Source organism: Rhizobium sp. AP16 (assembly GCF_000281735.1).
In the GTDB taxonomy this organism is placed as follows: Bacteria; Pseudomonadota; Alphaproteobacteria; order Rhizobiales; family Rhizobiaceae; genus Rhizobium; species Rhizobium rhizogenes.
The window spans coordinates 1-16,656 of sequence record NZ_AJVM01000019.1 but is presented as its reverse complement, the minus strand read 5'-3'; the positions used below and the strand labels follow the sequence as shown (position 1 = coordinate 16,656).

Sequence of the window (16,656 nt, the reverse complement as noted above, 5' to 3'; positions counted from 1 at the left end):
GCTTGGTAAATTTTAGCTGCGCTTGTGGCAGGCGCTGTGCCAACATCGCCTGGATTTCACCCTTCCTTCACCTTTTGGTTGGGAAATGTGGTGGAGTACGCGTATCACGTCATCGGATCTATTGGCATCGGCGGTTGGAAACGCTTCTTCAACATCTAATGAGCATTAGGCCTTTTTGGCGTTATCCCTTCGGGCGTCTTGAAGTGTAGGGCAGGGACACTCTATGTAGGGATAAAGGATTTTATTCGATTCCCGGCGTTATCGCCGTCGGGGCAAGCTTGGTAAAGGACGCACATGAGAAATCCAGTCGATACAGCTATGGCTCTGGTGCCGATGGTTGTTGAGCAGACTAACCGCGGGGAACGGTCCTACGATATCTATTCCCGCCTGCTGAAGGAACGCATCATCTTCCTGACCGGCCCGGTCGAAGATCACATGGCGACGCTGGTCTGCGCCCAGCTTCTTTTCCTCGAGGCTGAAAACCCGAAGAAGGAAATCGCGCTCTACATCAATTCGCCGGGTGGCGTCGTGACCGCCGGTATGGCGATTTACGATACGATGCAGTTCATCAAGCCGGCAATTTCGACGCTTTGCATCGGCCAGGCTGCGTCCATGGGCTCGCTGCTGCTTGCCGCTGGTGACAAGGACATGCGTTTCGCAACGCCGAATTCCCGCATCATGGTTCACCAGCCGTCGGGCGGTTTCCAAGGGCAGGCTTCGGACATCGAACGGCATGCTCGCGACATCATCAAGATGAAGCGTCGCCTGAACGAAATTTACGTCAAGCATTGTGGCCGGACCTATGAAGAGGTCGAGCAGACGCTGGATCGTGACCACTTCATGTCCTCCGACGAGGCCAAGGATTGGGGTCTGATCGACAAGGTGCTGACGTCGCGTACCGAAATGGAAGGTGAAGCCGCTACGTGAGTTATCCACGCAGCGGTGACTTCTACGCCACAGTTCTATCCCATTTGTGATCGAATAGGGGTTTAATGTGGAGCGGAACACGGTAATAGTACGCATTCATGCTATGTAGCGTTTTTATGACATGGCATTCGGCATTCGAAGGGGGATTCGTTGCCACCGCGGCCCGGTATGATTGCTGGGCTGCGTTCAGTACCCCGAAGAGCGCCGCGATCTGCTGATGAAACGAGGGGCAGGTCCGGCGGGCGCATTGAGTGGACCGCGATTTCGATTGGAAAATCCGCGGCGTGCTGGAAGGAAAAGGATATGAGCAAAGTCAGCGGCAGCAACGGCGGCGACTCCAAGAATACTCTGTATTGTTCATTCTGCGGCAAGAGCCAGCATGAAGTCCGGAAGCTGATTGCCGGACCGACCGTCTTCATCTGCGATGAATGCGTCGAATTGTGCATGGACATCATCCGCGAGGAAAACAAATCCTCGATGGTCAAGTCCCGTGACGGCGTGCCGACGCCGCAGGACATCATCAAGGTTCTCGACGAATATGTCATCGGCCAGAGGCAGGCGAAGAAGATCCTGTCGGTGGCGGTGCATAACCACTATAAGCGTCTCGCGCATGCGTCCAAGAACGGCGATGTCGAACTGGCGAAGTCGAACATCATGCTCGTCGGCCCGACCGGCTGCGGCAAGACCTATCTCGCGCAGACGCTGGCCCGCATCATCGACGTGCCCTTCACGATGGCTGATGCCACGACGCTGACCGAAGCTGGTTACGTCGGTGAAGACGTCGAAAACATCATCCTGAAGCTACTGCAGGCTGCCGACTACAATGTCGAGCGCGCCCAGCGCGGTATCGTCTACATCGACGAAGTCGACAAGATTTCCCGCAAGTCGGACAATCCGTCGATCACCCGCGATGTCTCGGGCGAGGGTGTGCAGCAGGCGCTTCTGAAGATCATGGAAGGCACGGTCGCTTCCGTTCCTCCCCAGGGTGGACGCAAGCATCCGCAGCAGGAATTCCTGCAGGTCGACACGACGAACATCCTGTTCATCTGCGGCGGCGCGTTTGCCGGTCTCGACAAGATCATCTCCGCTCGTGGCGAAAAGACCTCGATCGGCTTCGGTGCTGCCGTCAAGGGCCCCGATGACCGCCGTGTCGGCGAAGTGCTGCGCGAGCTGGAGCCGGAAGATCTGGTCAAGTTCGGCCTGATCCCGGAATTCATCGGCCGTCTGCCGGTCCTGGCGACGCTGGAAGACCTGGACGAGGATGCACTGATCCAGATCCTGTCGGAGCCGAAGAACGCGCTCGTCAAGCAGTACCAGCGCCTGTTCGAGATGGAAGACGTCGAATTGAACTTCCATGAGGACGCATTGCGCGAAATCGCCCGTAGGGCGATCGTGCGCAAGACCGGCGCTCGCGGCCTGCGTTCGATCATGGAAAAGATCCTGCTCGACACCATGTTCGATCTGCCGGCGCTGGAAGGTGTTCGCGAAGTGGTCATTTCCGAGGAAGTGGTTCGCGGCTCCGCCCGCCCGCTCTATATCTACGCCGATCGGCAGGACGAAAAGGCCAACGCCACCGCCTGATCGACAGATCTGCAGCTTAAATACAGGGGCTCGTCGTTGACGGGCCCCTTTCTATTTGAAAAATCGTACAGTTTCCTGATAAAGTCCGGGATAAGCTTATGGGAACGCCGTCCAAACCGGTTGTGAAGAGCGCCCGCCGCAGCCATGATGGCATGATTCCGGAATCGTCGGTGGATCGGGTTTTTGCTCGGCTGTGGTCCTCCGCGGCCTGCGTTGCCGGCAGTGTTCGAGTAGCCGGGGTCCGGTGTTTGTTGTTGCGTTCCTCCTTGTGAATTCGTGTCTCGCTGCCTCACGGCGCGCGTCCTGCACGACTTGAAATAGATAATGTGAAGCTCCACTTCTAACCCAAGTGAGAGAGCCGGCTAATCCCCCAAGGCCGGCAGAGAGCCCGGGAACGGGACGACGGAAAGGAAATGACATGACTAAGAAAACGTCTGCGGCAAATGAGAGCATTGCCTATCCGGTATTGCCGTTGCGCGACATCGTGGTTTTCCCCCACATGATCGTGCCGCTGTTCGTCGGACGGGAAAAATCCATCCGCGCGCTGGAAGAGGTCATGGGGTCTGACAAGCAGATCATGCTGCTGACCCAGATCAATGCCAGCGACGACGATCCGGCCCCGGATGCGATCCACAAGGTCGGCACCGTGGCGAATGTACTGCAGCTCCTGAAGCTTCCCGACGGCACCGTTAAGGTGCTGGTCGAAGGCAAGGCACGCGCGGAGGTCGACACCTATACGGCGCGCGAGGATTTCTACGAGGCCCTCGGCCACGTCCTGCATGAGCCAGCGGAAGATCCGGTCGAACTGGAGGCGCTGAGCCGCTCGGTCGTTTCGGAGTTCGAGAGCTATGTGAAGCTCAACAAGAAGATTTCGCCGGAAGTAGTCGGTGCGGCCAGCCAGATCGAAGACTATTCGAAGCTCGCCGATACGGTTGCCTCGCACCTGTCGATCAAGATCACCGAGAAGCAGGAGATGCTGGAAACCACCAGCGTCAAGGGCCGCCTCGAAAAGGCGCTCGGCTTCATGGAAGGCGAGATTTCGGTCCTGCAGGTCGAAAAGCGCATCCGCTCGCGCGTCAAGCGCCAGATGGAGAAGACCCAGCGCGAATACTATCTGAATGAGCAGATGAAGGCGATCCAGAAGGAGCTCGGCGACGGCGAGGAAGGCCGCGACGAGATGGCCGAACTGGAAGAGCGCATCTCCAAGACGAAGCTATCCAAGGAAGCCAAGGAAAAGGCCGATGCGGAGCTGAAGAAGCTGCGCCAGATGAGCCCGATGTCGGCGGAAGCCACTGTCGTGCGCAACTATCTCGACTGGCTGCTGGGCATTCCGTGGCACAAAAAGTCGAAGATCAAGACCGATCTGGGCAATGCCGAGAAGATCCTCGAAGCGGATCACTTCGGTCTGGACAAGGTCAAGGAGCGCATCGTCGAATATCTGGCCGTCCAGGCCCGCGCGACCAAGATCAAGGGCCCGATCCTGTGCCTCGTCGGCCCTCCGGGCGTCGGCAAGACCTCGCTTGCCCAGTCGATCGCCAAGGCGACCGGCCGCGAGTATGTCCGCATGGCGCTTGGCGGCGTTCGTGACGAAGCCGAAATCCGTGGTCACCGCCGTACCTATATCGGCTCGATGCCCGGCAAGGTCATCCAGTCGATGAAGAAGGCCAAGAAGTCCAACCCGCTCTTCCTGCTCGATGAAATCGACAAGATGGGCATGGATTTCCGTGGCGACCCGTCTTCGGCCCTGCTCGAAGTGCTGGATCCGGCGCAGAACTCGACCTTCATGGATCACTACCTGGAAGTCGAATACGACCTGTCGGACGTGATGTTCATCACGACGGCGAACACGTTGAACATTCCGGCTCCGCTAATGGACCGCATGGAAGTCATCCGTATCGCCGGCTACACCGAAGACGAGAAGCGCGAAATCGCCAAGCGGCACCTGCTGCCGAAGGCCATCAAGGAACATGCGTTGCAGCCGCAGGAATTCTCGGTCAGCGACGATGCCCTGATGGCAATTAGCCAGCAGTACACCCGCGAAGCCGGTGTTCGTAACTTCGAACGCGAATTGATGAAGCTCGCCCGCAAGGCGGTCACCGAGATCATCAAGGGCAAGAGCAAGTCCGTTGCGGTCACCGCTGCGAATATCGACCAGTATCTCGGCGTTCCGCGCTTCCGCCACGGCGAAGCCGAGCGTGAAGACCAGGTCGGTGTCGTCACCGGTCTCGCCTGGACGGAAGTTGGTGGCGAGCTGCTGACGATCGAAGGCGTGCTGATGCCGGGCAAGGGTCGCATGACCGTGACCGGCAACCTGAAGGAAGTGATGAAGGAATCGATCTCCGCCGCGGCCTCCTATGTCCGTTCGCGCGCTGTCGACTTCGGCATCGAGCCGCCTCGCTTCGACAAGAGCGACATCCACGTCCACGTACCGGAAGCGGCAACGCCGAAGGATGGTCCGTCGGCCGGTGTCGCGATGGCAACCGCCATGGTCTCGATCATGACCGGCATCCCGGTTTCCAAGGATGTCGCCATGACCGGCGAAATCACGCTGCGCGGCCGTGTCCTACCGATTGGCGGACTGAAGGAAAAGCTGCTCGCAGCACTTCGCGGCGGCATCAAGATCGTGCTCATTCCGGAGGAAAACGCCAAGGACCTGGCGGAGATCCCGGACAACGTGAAGAACAACATGGAGATCATCCCGGTATCCCGCATGGGCGAGGTGATCAAGCATGCGCTGGTTCGCCGGCCCGAGCCGATCGAATGGGACGGCACCGTCGAAACACCGGTGATTGCAACGGTCGAGGGTGTGGACGATGTCGGAGCGACGATCGCGCATTAAGTGCGGTTTCGCCTGATTTATGACAAATTGACATAAAACGAGAAAAGACCGGCGTTTTTGCCGGTCTTTTTTTGTGAAAAGCTTTTGGCGGCGCTTGCTTTTCCTTGATTTGCAGGGCTTTTGGGGTTGCGGCGGGCCGGAGCATACGTATTCTGCGCCCCGCTAACAGACTAGTCGTTTCATACCAGTAGAAAGGGGTGGAAACATGAATAAGAATGAGCTCGTGTCCGCAGTGGCCGAGAAGGCCGGTATTACGAAGGCCGACGCTGCTTCCGCTGTTGACGCTGTTTTCGATGCCGTGCAGGCTGAACTGAAGAAGGGCGGCGACATTCGTCTCGCAGGTTTCGGTAGCTTCACCGTTTCTCACCGTGCAGCCTCCAAGGGTCGCAACCCGTCGACCGGCGCTGAAGTTGACATCGCGGCCCGTAACGTGCCGAAGTTCACGCCCGGCAAGGGCCTGAAGGACGCTGTTAACAGCTGATCCGTTTTCACCCGCCGTCGGAGCGGTTGCTCCATGGCGGACGATATGAGGGGTTCGAATCATTTCGAACCCCTTTTTTGTTGGCACGCGGCGATCAGAGAAGCGTGCGTCCGCCGTTGACTGCAAATTTCTGACCCGTCAGGAAGTCTGCCTTGTTCGAGGCGAGGAATACCACCATGTGGGCGATGTCCTCCGGTGTTCCGAAATGCCCAAGCGGAGTTTGGGCGAGATAGTCATCGATCGACTGCTGGGACGATCCGACATGGCGTTCGACGGGAATCCAGCCGGGAGCGACCAGATTGACCGTAATCCCTTCGGGCGCCAATTCCCGAGCCCAGGAGCGGGTCATGGAAAGCATGGCGCCTTTTGCCGCCGCATAGTTCCCGACATTGGGATTGCCGAGCTCTGCTATTTCCGAGCCGATATTGATAATTCGTCCCGACTTGCGCTGGCGCCAATCCGACAGCACCGCCTGAAGCAGTTCGAGGGGGGCTTTGACGAAGAACTCGAGCTGATCGAGATAGGTCCGCCAGGATTGCTCCATCAAGGGCATGCTTGGCTGCGGACCCGTTGCGTTGTTGACGATCAGGTCGACGGGGCCGATCGCGTCCCTGATTGCATCCAGCCCCGCGGTCAGCTGAGCCTTGTCGATCACGCTGAATTTTGCCGCATAGGCTTGGCCGCCCTGCTGCCGGATCGCATCAACTACCGCTTCCGCTCCAGGGGTATCGTTCGCATAATTAACTGCAACGGCCCAACCGTCCTGCGCCAATCCGCGCGCGATGACCGCGCCAAGCCCGCGGGATGCACCCGTTACAAGCGCTACTTTCATTGAATTCTCCTCCCGTGTCTCCCGTTCGTGGCCGGGTCTGCACCCGACCACCAGTTTTCTAGAGGCCTTTGCTCTTACCAGCGGTGATGGACGTGCGGGGCGATCAGACGCTCGTAGATTTCGCGCGTTGCCGCCATGACGTCGGCAGGCAGCGGTGCGAGATCGGCGGCGGCCGCATTGGCCTTGGCCTGCTCGGCATTGCGGGCACCGGGGATGACGACGGTGACCGCCTCGTGCATCAGGATCCAGCGTAGCGCAAAGGCGGCCATGCTAGCACCGGCTGGAACAAGCTTGCGCACTTCTTCCACCGCCTGCAGGCCGACCTCGAAGGGCACGCCGGCAAAGGTCTCGCCGACATCGAAGGCTTCGCCGTTGCGGTTGAAGTTGCGGTGATCGTCGCTGGCGAAGTGCGTGTCACGGGTGATCTTGCCGGAGAGCAGGCCGGAGGCCAGCGGCACGCGGGCGATGACGGCGACCTGCTTCCGCTTGGCTTCCTTGAAGAACAGATGGTCAGGACGCTGGCGGAAGATGTTGTAGATGATCTGGATGCTGACGACGCCGGGATATTCGATTGCCTTCAGTGCTTCCTCGACCTTCTCAACGCTGACGCCATATCCCTTGATCTTGCCGGCCTTCTGCAGCTCGTCGAGACCTGCGAAGACTTCGGGGCGGTAGAGCACTTCCGTCGGCGGGCAATGCAGCTGTACGAGATCCAGGCTGTCGACGCCGAGGTTCTTCAGGCTGCGGTCGATGAAGCCTTCGAGATTGGCCTTGGTGTAGCCGTCGGCCACATGCGGGTTGAGGCGTCGGCCAGCCTTGCTGGCAACCATCGGGCGCTCGCCGCCGCGATCCTTCAGCACGTCGGCGATGATCTTTTCGGAGCGGCCGTCGCCATAGACGTCGGCAGTGTCGATGAAGGTCATGCCAGCATCGAGTGCTGCGTTCAGTGCCGCGCGGCCATCGGCCTCGCTGACATCGCCCCAGGCGCCGCCGATTTGCCAGGCGCCGAAGCCGACATCCGTGACGGTGAAGGGCGTGCGGCCGAAAGCATGGTGTCTCATGAAAATCTCTCCGTTCGTACTGAAAGTCTAGCGCAGTAGCAGCCGTCTGAAGTCGCGGCAAGCGCGTGAGGATGGCGCAGGATCGCAATCGTGTGACATAGGAATATGACAGCGTTCGGCAATCCACGAAAGCATGGGATGACCGCTGCCGGCAGGTATTCATTGCCTCCGTATTTGCCTAAAAGGGATGCCAGATATCTGACATCGACTGGAGCCTATGGCCTCTTTCAGCTTCATCCACGCCGCCGACCTGCATCTCGGCAGTCCTTTCCAGGGGCTGGCTCTGAAGGATGCCGCGATCGCCTCGATCTTCGTGGAGGCGAGCCGCAAGGCCTTCTCGACGCTGGTGGGGCTGGCGATCGAGAAACGGGTCGATTTCTTCCTCATTGCCGGCGATGTCTATGACGGCGATTGGAAGGACAACAAGATCGGCCTGTTCTTCAACCGCGAAATGGCGCGCCTGGAACGAGCCGGAATCCCGGTCTATCTGCTGCGCGGCAATCACGATGCGGCGAGCGTCATCACCAAGACCATCACGCTGCCGGCCAATGTCCATGAATTCCCAACCAGCAAGCCGGGCTCCGTCAAGCTGGAGGCTTTGCGGGTGGCGCTGCACGGGCAGGGCTTTGCCGAACGCTCGGCCAATGACAATCTGGCGATAAACTATCCGGCACCCGTATCCGGCTGGTTCAACATCGGTGTTCTCCACACCTCGCTCACCGGCCGCGAGCCGCATGCGCCCTATGCGCCGTGCTCGGTCGATGACCTGCGTTCGCGCGGCTACGACTATTGGGCGCTTGGCCATGTCCATGACTATGAAGTGGTGGCAACCGATCCGCTGGTGATCTTTCCCGGCAATCTACAGGGCCGCAGCATTCGCGAACGTGGCGCCAAGGGCGCCGTGCTCGTCACCGTCGAGGATGGCCGCATCAGCCACGAACGCCTGATCGTCGACGAGGCGCGTTTTGCGCAGGTCGATATCACAGTCGATCCCGAGGACGATCAGGCCGCGATCCTGCGCCACGTCGAGCAGGCGGTGCAATTGCTGGCCGATGAGATGGCAGGGCGGATGACAGCGTTGAGGGTGCGGCTGTCGGGCATCACACCGCTGCAGGGTGCTATCGCCGCCAATCGCCAGCAGTGGCGCGATGAAGTCGAGGCAGCCTGCCATCGCGTGCACGAGGATATCTGGCTGGAAAAGCTTGAACTGCGGCTCGAAGCGCCCTCTGCGGCTGCTGTCGAGGCCAATGGCACGCTTGATCTTGGGCAATTGCTCTCCGAGCATGCCGGTGACGCGGATATCGTGGCCGAAGCAAGCCGGCTGGTCGGAGAGATCGCGGTCCGCCTGCCGGGCGGGTTGGGCGCGGCAGAGCTGCCGCTGGACGACTCAATCGAGACCTTGATCGAAGAGGCGCGGCAATTGCTGCTGGCACGCGGGCAGGGAGCGGGCTGACCCATGCGCTTTAACCGGCTCGATATTCTTCGCTACGGCGCGCTGACCGACCGCACGCTCGATTTTCGCACGGGCGCCAGGCTGCACGTCATTTACGGGCCAAACGAAGCGGGCAAGTCGTCGGCGTTGAGCGCGATTTCCGACCTGCTGTTTGGCTTTCCGACTGCCGCTGAGCAAAGCTTTCTGCACGAGCCGACGACCCTGCGCGTCGGCGCGTCGATCGCCACGCGCGATGGTGCAACGCTCGCCTTTCGTCGGCGTCGCGGACGAAAGAACACGCTGCTTGCACCTGATGACAAGGAAACGCCGCTTGCAGAAGATGCCCTGGCGCCATTTCTCGGCAATCTGAGCCGTGATGTCTTCGAGCGCGCCTTCGGCCTCGATTCCCTCCGATTGCGGCAAGGGGCGACGGCGATGCTGCGCAGCGGCGGCGAGATAGGCAGTCTGCTGTTTTCCGCTGCCTCCGGTCTCACCGGCCTCTCTCGCCTGCGCCAGTCGCTGGAAGGCGAAGCCGATGGCATCTATGCGCAGCGCCGCTCCAAGGATCGAAGTTTTTATCAGGCGCTGGACCGCCACGACGAGGCTCGCAAAGCCGAACGCGACAACGAGCTCAAATCCGGCGACTGGAAGAAGCTGCTCGCCGAAGCCGCCGAGATCGAGGCCGAGTTGGAGCGTTTGCAGGATGAGCGTCATCAGACGCGGCAGGCCCTCGACCGGCTGCAAAAGCTGAAGACGCTGCAGCCTCTACTGGCCGAAATCGATGCGGAGAGGGCGGCCCTTGAGGACCTCGCTGATCTCGCGGCAATACCGGACAGTTTTGCCGATCGGCTGGAGCGGGGCCTGAACGACAAGCGCACCGCCGAAGAGGAACTACACCGCGCCCAGCAACTGGCCACGCGCACCGGCGAAGAACTGTCGATGATCCGCATCGACGAAACCGTGCTGCAATTAGCCGACGATATCACCCAGCTCTTTGCCGATACCGGCAATTATCGCAGCCAGCGCCAGGATCTGCCGCGCGTCGATCAGGAACTGGCCGGCTATGAGGCGACGCTTGCGCAACTCGGCCGCCGCCTTGGCTTTGCCGATGTATCACAGTTGGAAAAGCAGCAGCCCAGCGACGCCGATCGCGTCCGCCTCTCCGAACTGGTCGAGGAAGGCAGGCGGCTGTTGCAGCAGGGCCAGGGAAATGCCGAGCAATTGGACAGCGAGCGCCGGCAGCTGGCATCGTTGGAGAAGGACGGCTCCGCGGGCCGCCTGATCGATCCGAGGCCGTACACAGATCAGCTGGAAGCATTGGCAAGTGATCTCGCTAGCCTTGCCCGTCTTGATGGGCTTGAGACGCAGATCAGCCGTATCGTGACGGATCTTCGCGAGGCCGCGGGCCGCCTGCGCCCGGCGGTCGCCGATATCGACGCGCTCTTTGCTACATCGTTGCCGGATGGCGCCGAGATCGCCGCGCATCGGGAGACCATAGATGCGGCCCGCGCCGGCGTACGCGAAGCATCCGACAAGCTGCGCGGCTATGATGAGCAATTGGCAGAGATCGAACAGGCGCTGGCAGATGCGGAGCGGACCGGCCCGATCGTCACCCGTGAACAGATCGCCGGCGCGCGTGAAGCGCGTGATGTCCAATGGCGATCGATCCGCGATGGGCTGACGGATGCCGGCCAATCTCCGGACGGCAAAGCGATCGCCGCTTTTGCGGCAACCCTGGCTGAAGCGGATCGACTGGCCGATGCGGCATTGAGCGATGCGGATCGCGTCTCGCGCCATGCCGATAACCGCCTGCGTCAGGCACGATTGCTGCAGGAGTGCGAGGAGGCCGCAAAACGATTGCAGCAGCGCGAGGAAGCCTCGGCAAAGGCGCTGGCCGCTTTCGCGGCACTCTTCGATGCATCGGGTGTTTCCGCTCTCGATCCGGCAGCCATGCTGGAATGGCGGCGTGGGGTCGAGGCTTTGTTCCGCGAGCGCCGGGCTCTCCGTGATCTGCAGGATGAGCGGAGTGAGGCTGGCTTGGCGGAGACGCGTATCTCGCCGGCGCTGAAGGATATTGCTGATGCCACCGGCTACAAGAGCGGCCGCCTGCCGCCGGGCGCAATGGCGGAAGGTTTGAGAAAACATCTCCGTTTGCTGTCGGAGCATTGGAGCGAGAGCCGGACGCGCGAAGGCGAGATCGGCGCGGCGCGGGACCGGCTGACGCGGCTTGGCGAGCAGCAACAGGTTATCGAGCGGCGTCAAGCCGTTTGGCGCGATGCCTTCGGCAAGGCAGTCCTGTCGCTCGGTCTTTCCGCCGATGCGACGCTGGAAATGGCTGCCGCAGCCTTGAAGGCATGGACGGAGTTGCCGGATGTTCTGGCTGAGCATGACAATCGCCAGCGCCGCGTCAGCGGCATGCGCCGTGACATGGCCGATTTCGAGCGGCGGCTCGCTACCCTTGCCGCAACCGCTGGATACGAGGTGGATCATCTGCCGCCGGATGCCGCCGCCGAGGCATTGCACGCCCGTGTCGGCGCGGTGCGTGGCGAGCAGAAGAAGCATGACCGGCTCGAGGAGGAGCGCCAACGCGCGGAGGCGCAGGCCGCCCATTGTGGCGAGGCGCTTGCGACGGTCACGGCCGCCCTTGCCGATCTAACAGCGGATTTGCCCGAGGACACCGATCTGCCGGCTCTGCTCTCGCGCCTGCGCGATCGCGCCCGCTTGCATGCGCGGCTCGCCGAAAGCCGCGACCGCTTGCGTCAGCAGTCGGAAGGCGATGGCGAAGAGGTGATTCGTGCCGAACTCGTCGGCTTCGAACGCGTCGCCGCCGGACTGGAGATCGAGCGGCTATCTGCAGAGGACCAGAGGCAGTTCAGCGCTAACGGTGCGCTCGCGGCCCGCCTGGCGGAAAACCAGCGGCAACGGAGCGCGCTTGAAACCGGCGTCAGCGCCGAATACGCCGTCTTCGAAAAGCTTTCCGCCGAGCAGGAAGCCAAGGACCTGGCGCGGCAATGGGTGGTGCTGAAGCTTGCCGCACAGATGCTGGCAAGCTCGATGGAGGCCTATCGCGAACAGCAGGCCGATCCGGTGATCACGCGGGCAGGGGAACTCTTCTCGCTGCTGACCGGCCATGGCTTCACGCGGCTGGTCGAGGAACACGACGACGCGGATACGCTGCAGTTGCTGGCCGAACGCTCCGGCGGCGAGCGCGTGCCGCTAGCAGGCTTGAGCGAGGGAACCGGCGATCAACTCTACCTCGCCTTGCGGCTTGCCTTCCTCGAAGACTATTCCGCCCGCAACGAACCGGCCCCTCTGATCGTCGACGATATCTTCCAGACCTTCGACGACGAGCGCGCCAGCGCCGGATTGAAGGCGCTCGCCGGCACGGCGGAGCGTTTCCAGACCATTCTCTTCACCCATGAGATGAGCGTGGTCGAGATCGCCAAGCGGGAGATCGGTGGGGGTTTGGACCTGATCCGGCTTTGAGCGCCCGGCAGAATGTCGGCCTTGGATGATTTCACCGAATGGCATAGGCTGGCAGTAGGAGCGAGACGCGGCGAGCGCCGGTCAAAGCAGGAGAAAAGCCGTGGAAATTAAGCCTAATGGATCACGCCCAACGCTGAAGGCACCGGCGGAGTATTTTACCGGCGAGGTGCGCCAGGAGCCGTTGATGCAAGCGCCGGCGCCAGCCCGCGTCCAGGTCGTCAGCGTCAGCTTCGAGCCGGGCGCCCGCACCGCCTGGCATACTCATCCTTTCGGACAGACCCTGGTGATAACCGCGGGCAAGGGGGTCGCGCAGAGCTGGGGCGGCGACATCCGGGAGATCAATGCCGGTGATGTCCTCTGGTTCGAGCCCGGCGAAAAACATTGGCACGGTGCGGGACCAGAGACCGCACTCACCCATATCGCTATTCAAGAGACGCAGGATGGCAAGGCTGCGGATTGGATGGAATATGTGAGCGAGGAACAGTATCGCGCCTAACGACGCGATAAGACATCGATCCGGCCGGATCGTGAACTCATTGTGGCGTGTGCAATTTCGTCGGGATCAGGATCTTGGGGTCCGATTTGTCCCGGCTATAGGCAGGATTGAGGGCGCGATCCACGAAGGTCCGCGTCTCGTCTAGCCTGCGCAAATTATCCTTCTCCCGCTCGAAGCGCTTTTTCCGCTCTCCCGAGTTGTCGGACCCGCGCGACACCAATTCATGGCGGTAGAGGCAGGCGAACGGCGTCCATATGATGCGGAACCCGGCCTTGTGGGCACGCACGCAATAGTCGACGTCATTATAGGCGACCGCGAAATTCTCTTCGTCAAATGCGCCGATGGCGCGGGCGCAGTCGCCGGAAATCAGCATCACCGCGCCTGTGACGCAGGTCATCGAATTGCGGACATGCAGCCTGTTCATCGGGCCGCCAAATTCCCTAGGCTTGTTCATATACCAATGACCGGCCAGCCCGCCGAAGCCGACGATGACACCGGCATGCTGGAGCTTGTTATTGCCATAGAGCAGCTTGGCGCCGACAATGCCGGTTCCCTCATAGGCGAGGCAGGTCACCTTCTCTTTCAGCCAGCCCGGCTCGATGATTTCGACGTCATTGTTGAGGATCAGATAGTGTTCGCCTGTAGCGGCACTGAGGCCTCGATTGACCGAACGAGAGAAGTTGAACGGTTCCGGTATGATCGACGCGGAGAACTGCGGGTAGGTCCGACGATAATGGTCGTAGAGATCGAGGACAGCCTGATCCGAGGAGCCGTTGTCGACGACCAGCACCTCGAAATTGGGGTAATCCGTGCGTTCGAAGATATCCTTCAGCACCCTCGAGATCAGGTCGAGGCTGTCCTTGCTGGGGATGATGATCGAAACCTTGGGCCAGGCAGCCTCCGGCCGCTCGAACATGACGCGATGGAGGGTGTCCGTCAGCGCCTCTTCCGTGCGAATGGGCTGCTGCCGGTGCGCGAATCGTTCGGAAAGCGTCTTGCGGGCATTGGTGGTCGCCGCATCCATGAACTTGCGCGAATAGGTGCGGCCATTGCGCCGCCACCAATAGGCCGGGTAGGGCAAGTGCAGGATTGTATCGTCGGGCAATCCATCCAGATAGCGCAACAGCAAGTCATAATCCTGAGAGCCGTCATATCCGGTGCGCAGATAGCCGATCTCCTGGAGCCGGCCGCGGCGATAGATGGAGAAATGATTGATGTAGTTGACGCCCGTCAGGAGAACGGGATCGTAGGCCGGTTTCAGCATCAGTCCTGTTGCCTTCAGCATATCGTCGACCACCAATTCGTCGGTATAGAGAAAATTCGCGCGTGGATTTTGTTTGAAGACATGCCGCACGACCTTGAACGTATGCGGCGCGATCATGTCGTCATGGTCCAGAAAGGCAACCCATAGGCCACGGGTCTGAGACAGCCCGGCATTGGAGGCAGCCGCTATGCCGCCATTCCTGCCGTTCAGAACGAACCGGATATTGCCCTTCAACTTCTGCGTCTCATACCATCGCCTCGTTTCTTCCGAAGTCGATCCGTCGTCGCTGAGAATCAGTTCTTTGCCCTGCTCGTTTTGCGGTGCTGGCATGCTACAAGACTTGGATGACGTCATCGAATGGCATAAGTTGGGGAGGGACGAAGCGTGGCGAGCGCCGTCGAAGCTGGAGCGTGGCCTTGGAGATTAAGCTTAATGGATTAAGTCCGCTGCCGACGGCACCGGTTAAATATTTCACTGGTGAATTGCCGGCCCAACCGATCAAAATTGCCTTCGTCTTCTCTGGTAACGGTTCGCAATGGGCGGGAATGGGCGTCGAGGCTTATCAAGAGAACCGCCATTTCCGGCAATGTTTCCAGTCGTTCAGTGCTCTCTTTGAATACTATCTTGGCGAGAGGCTGACGGATATCCTGGTGTCCGCTGACCTGTCTTCGCGGCTTGCCGATACGAAGGTTGCGCAGCCCCTGCTGTTTGCCGTTCAAGTTTCCCTCTCGGACTGCCTCTCGGCGCTTGGTGTAAAGCCTGATGTTGTCCTCGGCCATTCGGTTGGTGAAATAGCAGCCGCCTATGTGGCCAAAGCACTGACGGCTGCCGAGGCGGTCGCCATCATCGCTAAACGCTCGCTGCATCAGGATCTTCTTGCCGGTGAAGGCAAGATGGCAGCCGTTGTTCTCGATGAGGATGGCGCACTCGCCTTTGCCAAGGCACACGACCTAGACGATATTTGCATCGCGGCGATCAATGCACCGAATTCGGTTACGATTTCCGGTCCTGTCCACCAGATCGAGGCATTCAAGAATACTGCCCGCCAGGCGCACATTGTCGTGCACATACTCGACATCAACTATCCCTTTCATCATCCGATCATCGACCGGGCAAAGGATGCCTTCCTCGCGGATCTGCTAGATGTCGCGCCGGACGCTGGCACGGCCTCTTTCATTTCGACGGTGACAGGTGAGCTCTATGATGGGCGTCTGCTGGACACCAAATATTGGTGGCGCAATGTTCGCGATCCTGTGCTTTTCAAGGTTGCCTGTCAGGCGGCGATGGCGATGGGGTGCAACTTGTTTATCGAGATCGCGCCGCGCCCGATTCTCTCGAACTATGTTACGGAAATCGCCAAGGAGGCATCCATCCAGGCGGTCGCGGTCCCTACGTTGCTGCGTGAGGTGCCGCTCCCCGGTCGTGATCCGGTCTCGCAGTCCTTCGCGCGAGCTGTTGCTCATGGCGCACCAGCTTAAAGGAGCTGGTTCAAGGACGCGGCACAAAAGATTTGGTCTTCATCGCCTCCATGGCGAATCACTGGCCATGGGAGTTGGCCATCGCAGCTCTCGTGCTTGTTTCGGCAGTGCTTTTGACGATCGTCATCACGGGCAACTACTGAGCGGCACGCTTCGGCGTGCCCGGTTCCATTCGTGCGCAAGATATAGAGGGCGCGCTCTCCCCGAAGTGAGAACGAGCGTTGAACAATTGCCAAGCGCGGCTTTGCCTATTCATCTTTTTTTGAAAAAATGGTGGGCGATGAGAGACTCGAACTCCCGACATCCTCGGTGTAAACGAGGCGCTCTACCAACTGAGCTAATCGCCCTTCAGCGAAGCGGTGCAATTGCCCGCCGCGTTTCGGTGGCCGTGATCTATGCGGAACGACGAAAAACCGCAAGAGTGTTTGTGAAGATTTTTTGATTTTTTTGTTCGCGCCGTCTCGGCGCAGGTTATCAACAATATGTGCTTTCTCGAAAGCAGGCCGGGGGAGGGCGGGGCGTATCAGCCGTTTTAGAAATGCGTGGGGCGCGAACCAGCCATGCTAAATCGATGGAACCGAAACGCGCCGGCGTCGCTTCTGAAAACAATTCGCAATCTGTCACGGATTTGTATTCAAACCTGCTTGACACCCAAACACGAACCCCGTAGTTAGCCGCTCATCGAACGGCTAAGGCCGCTTTGATGGGTGCGAAAGCATCCGGAACGCTTTGAAATGAATGCGGGTGTAGCTCAGTTGGTTAGAGTGCCGGCCTGTCAC

The 16,656-nt window shown here is 60.1% G+C and carries 10 protein-coding genes, 1 tRNA gene and 1 pseudogene; 8 read left to right on the top strand and 4 right to left on the bottom strand.

The window, feature by feature from the left end; translation table 11 throughout:
- The first annotated feature begins 294 nt into the window (after positions 1–294).
- From clpP to hupB, 4 genes are all read left to right on the top strand, one after another.
- Positions 295–927 (top strand): ATP-dependent Clp endopeptidase proteolytic subunit ClpP, encoded by a 633-nt coding sequence (clpP, locus tag PMI03_RS10360; protein WP_007692710.1) that lies wholly within the window; start codon positions 295–297, stop codon positions 925–927.
- Between the two features lie 303 nt (positions 928–1,230).
- A complete protein-coding gene (gene clpX, locus PMI03_RS10355) occupies positions 1,231–2,508 on the top strand; it encodes an ATP-dependent Clp protease ATP-binding subunit ClpX (RefSeq protein WP_007692709.1) in 1,278 nt (425 codons plus the stop codon).
- 418 nt (positions 2,509–2,926) lie between these two features.
- Positions 2,927–5,347: an endopeptidase La gene (lon, locus tag PMI03_RS10350; RefSeq protein ID WP_007692707.1), complete on the top strand. Its 2,421-nt coding sequence runs from the start codon at positions 2,927–2,929 to the stop codon at positions 5,345–5,347.
- A 205-nt stretch (positions 5,348–5,552) separates the two neighbouring features.
- A complete protein-coding gene (gene hupB, locus PMI03_RS10345) occupies positions 5,553–5,828 on the top strand; it encodes a DNA-binding protein HupB (protein WP_007692705.1) in 276 nt (91 codons plus the stop codon).
- A gap of 94 nt (positions 5,829–5,922) precedes the next feature.
- Here hupB and PMI03_RS10340 read toward each other — a convergent pair whose 3' ends face one another.
- Positions 5,923–6,660: an SDR family oxidoreductase gene (locus PMI03_RS10340; RefSeq protein WP_007692703.1), complete on the bottom strand. Its 738-nt coding sequence runs from the start codon at positions 6,658–6,660 to the stop codon at positions 5,923–5,925.
- Between the two features lie 74 nt (positions 6,661–6,734).
- Positions 6,735–7,721: an aldo/keto reductase gene (locus PMI03_RS10335; RefSeq protein ID WP_007692701.1), complete on the bottom strand. Its 987-nt coding sequence runs from the start codon at positions 7,719–7,721 to the stop codon at positions 6,735–6,737.
- A gap of 217 nt (positions 7,722–7,938) precedes the next feature.
- Between PMI03_RS10335 and PMI03_RS10330 the strand changes: the two genes are divergently transcribed.
- The 3 genes from PMI03_RS10330 (at position 7,939) to PMI03_RS10320 (ending at position 13,135) form a co-directional block, all read left to right on the top strand.
- Positions 7,939–9,174: a DNA repair exonuclease gene (locus tag PMI03_RS10330; protein WP_007692700.1), complete on the top strand. Its 1,236-nt coding sequence runs from the start codon at positions 7,939–7,941 to the stop codon at positions 9,172–9,174.
- Between the two features lie 3 nt (positions 9,175–9,177).
- Positions 9,178–12,639: a YhaN family protein gene (locus PMI03_RS10325; RefSeq protein ID WP_007692697.1), complete on the top strand. Its 3,462-nt coding sequence runs from the start codon at positions 9,178–9,180 to the stop codon at positions 12,637–12,639.
- A gap of 100 nt (positions 12,640–12,739) precedes the next feature.
- Positions 12,740–13,135: a cupin domain-containing protein gene (locus PMI03_RS10320; RefSeq protein ID WP_007692695.1), complete on the top strand. Its 396-nt coding sequence runs from the start codon at positions 12,740–12,742 to the stop codon at positions 13,133–13,135.
- Between the two features lie 37 nt (positions 13,136–13,172).
- Here the strand turns inward: PMI03_RS10320 and PMI03_RS10315 are convergent, their stop codons facing one another.
- Positions 13,173–14,729 carry a glycosyltransferase family 2 protein gene (locus tag PMI03_RS10315; RefSeq protein WP_007692693.1) on the bottom strand — a complete coding sequence of 519 codons (1,557 nt, stop codon included), beginning with the start codon at positions 14,727–14,729 and terminating at the stop codon, positions 13,173–13,175.
- A gap of 143 nt (positions 14,730–14,872) precedes the next feature.
- On the opposite strand from PMI03_RS10315, the pseudogene PMI03_RS10310 reads away from it, so the two are divergent.
- Positions 14,873–15,868: pseudogene (locus PMI03_RS10310) on the top strand (acyltransferase domain-containing protein); the annotation flags it as partial.
- Between the two features lie 280 nt (positions 15,869–16,148).
- Here the strand turns inward: PMI03_RS10310 and PMI03_RS10305 are convergent.
- A tRNA-Val gene (locus tag PMI03_RS10305) sits at positions 16,149–16,224 on the bottom strand.
- Positions 16,225–16,656: the final 432 nt, after the last annotated feature.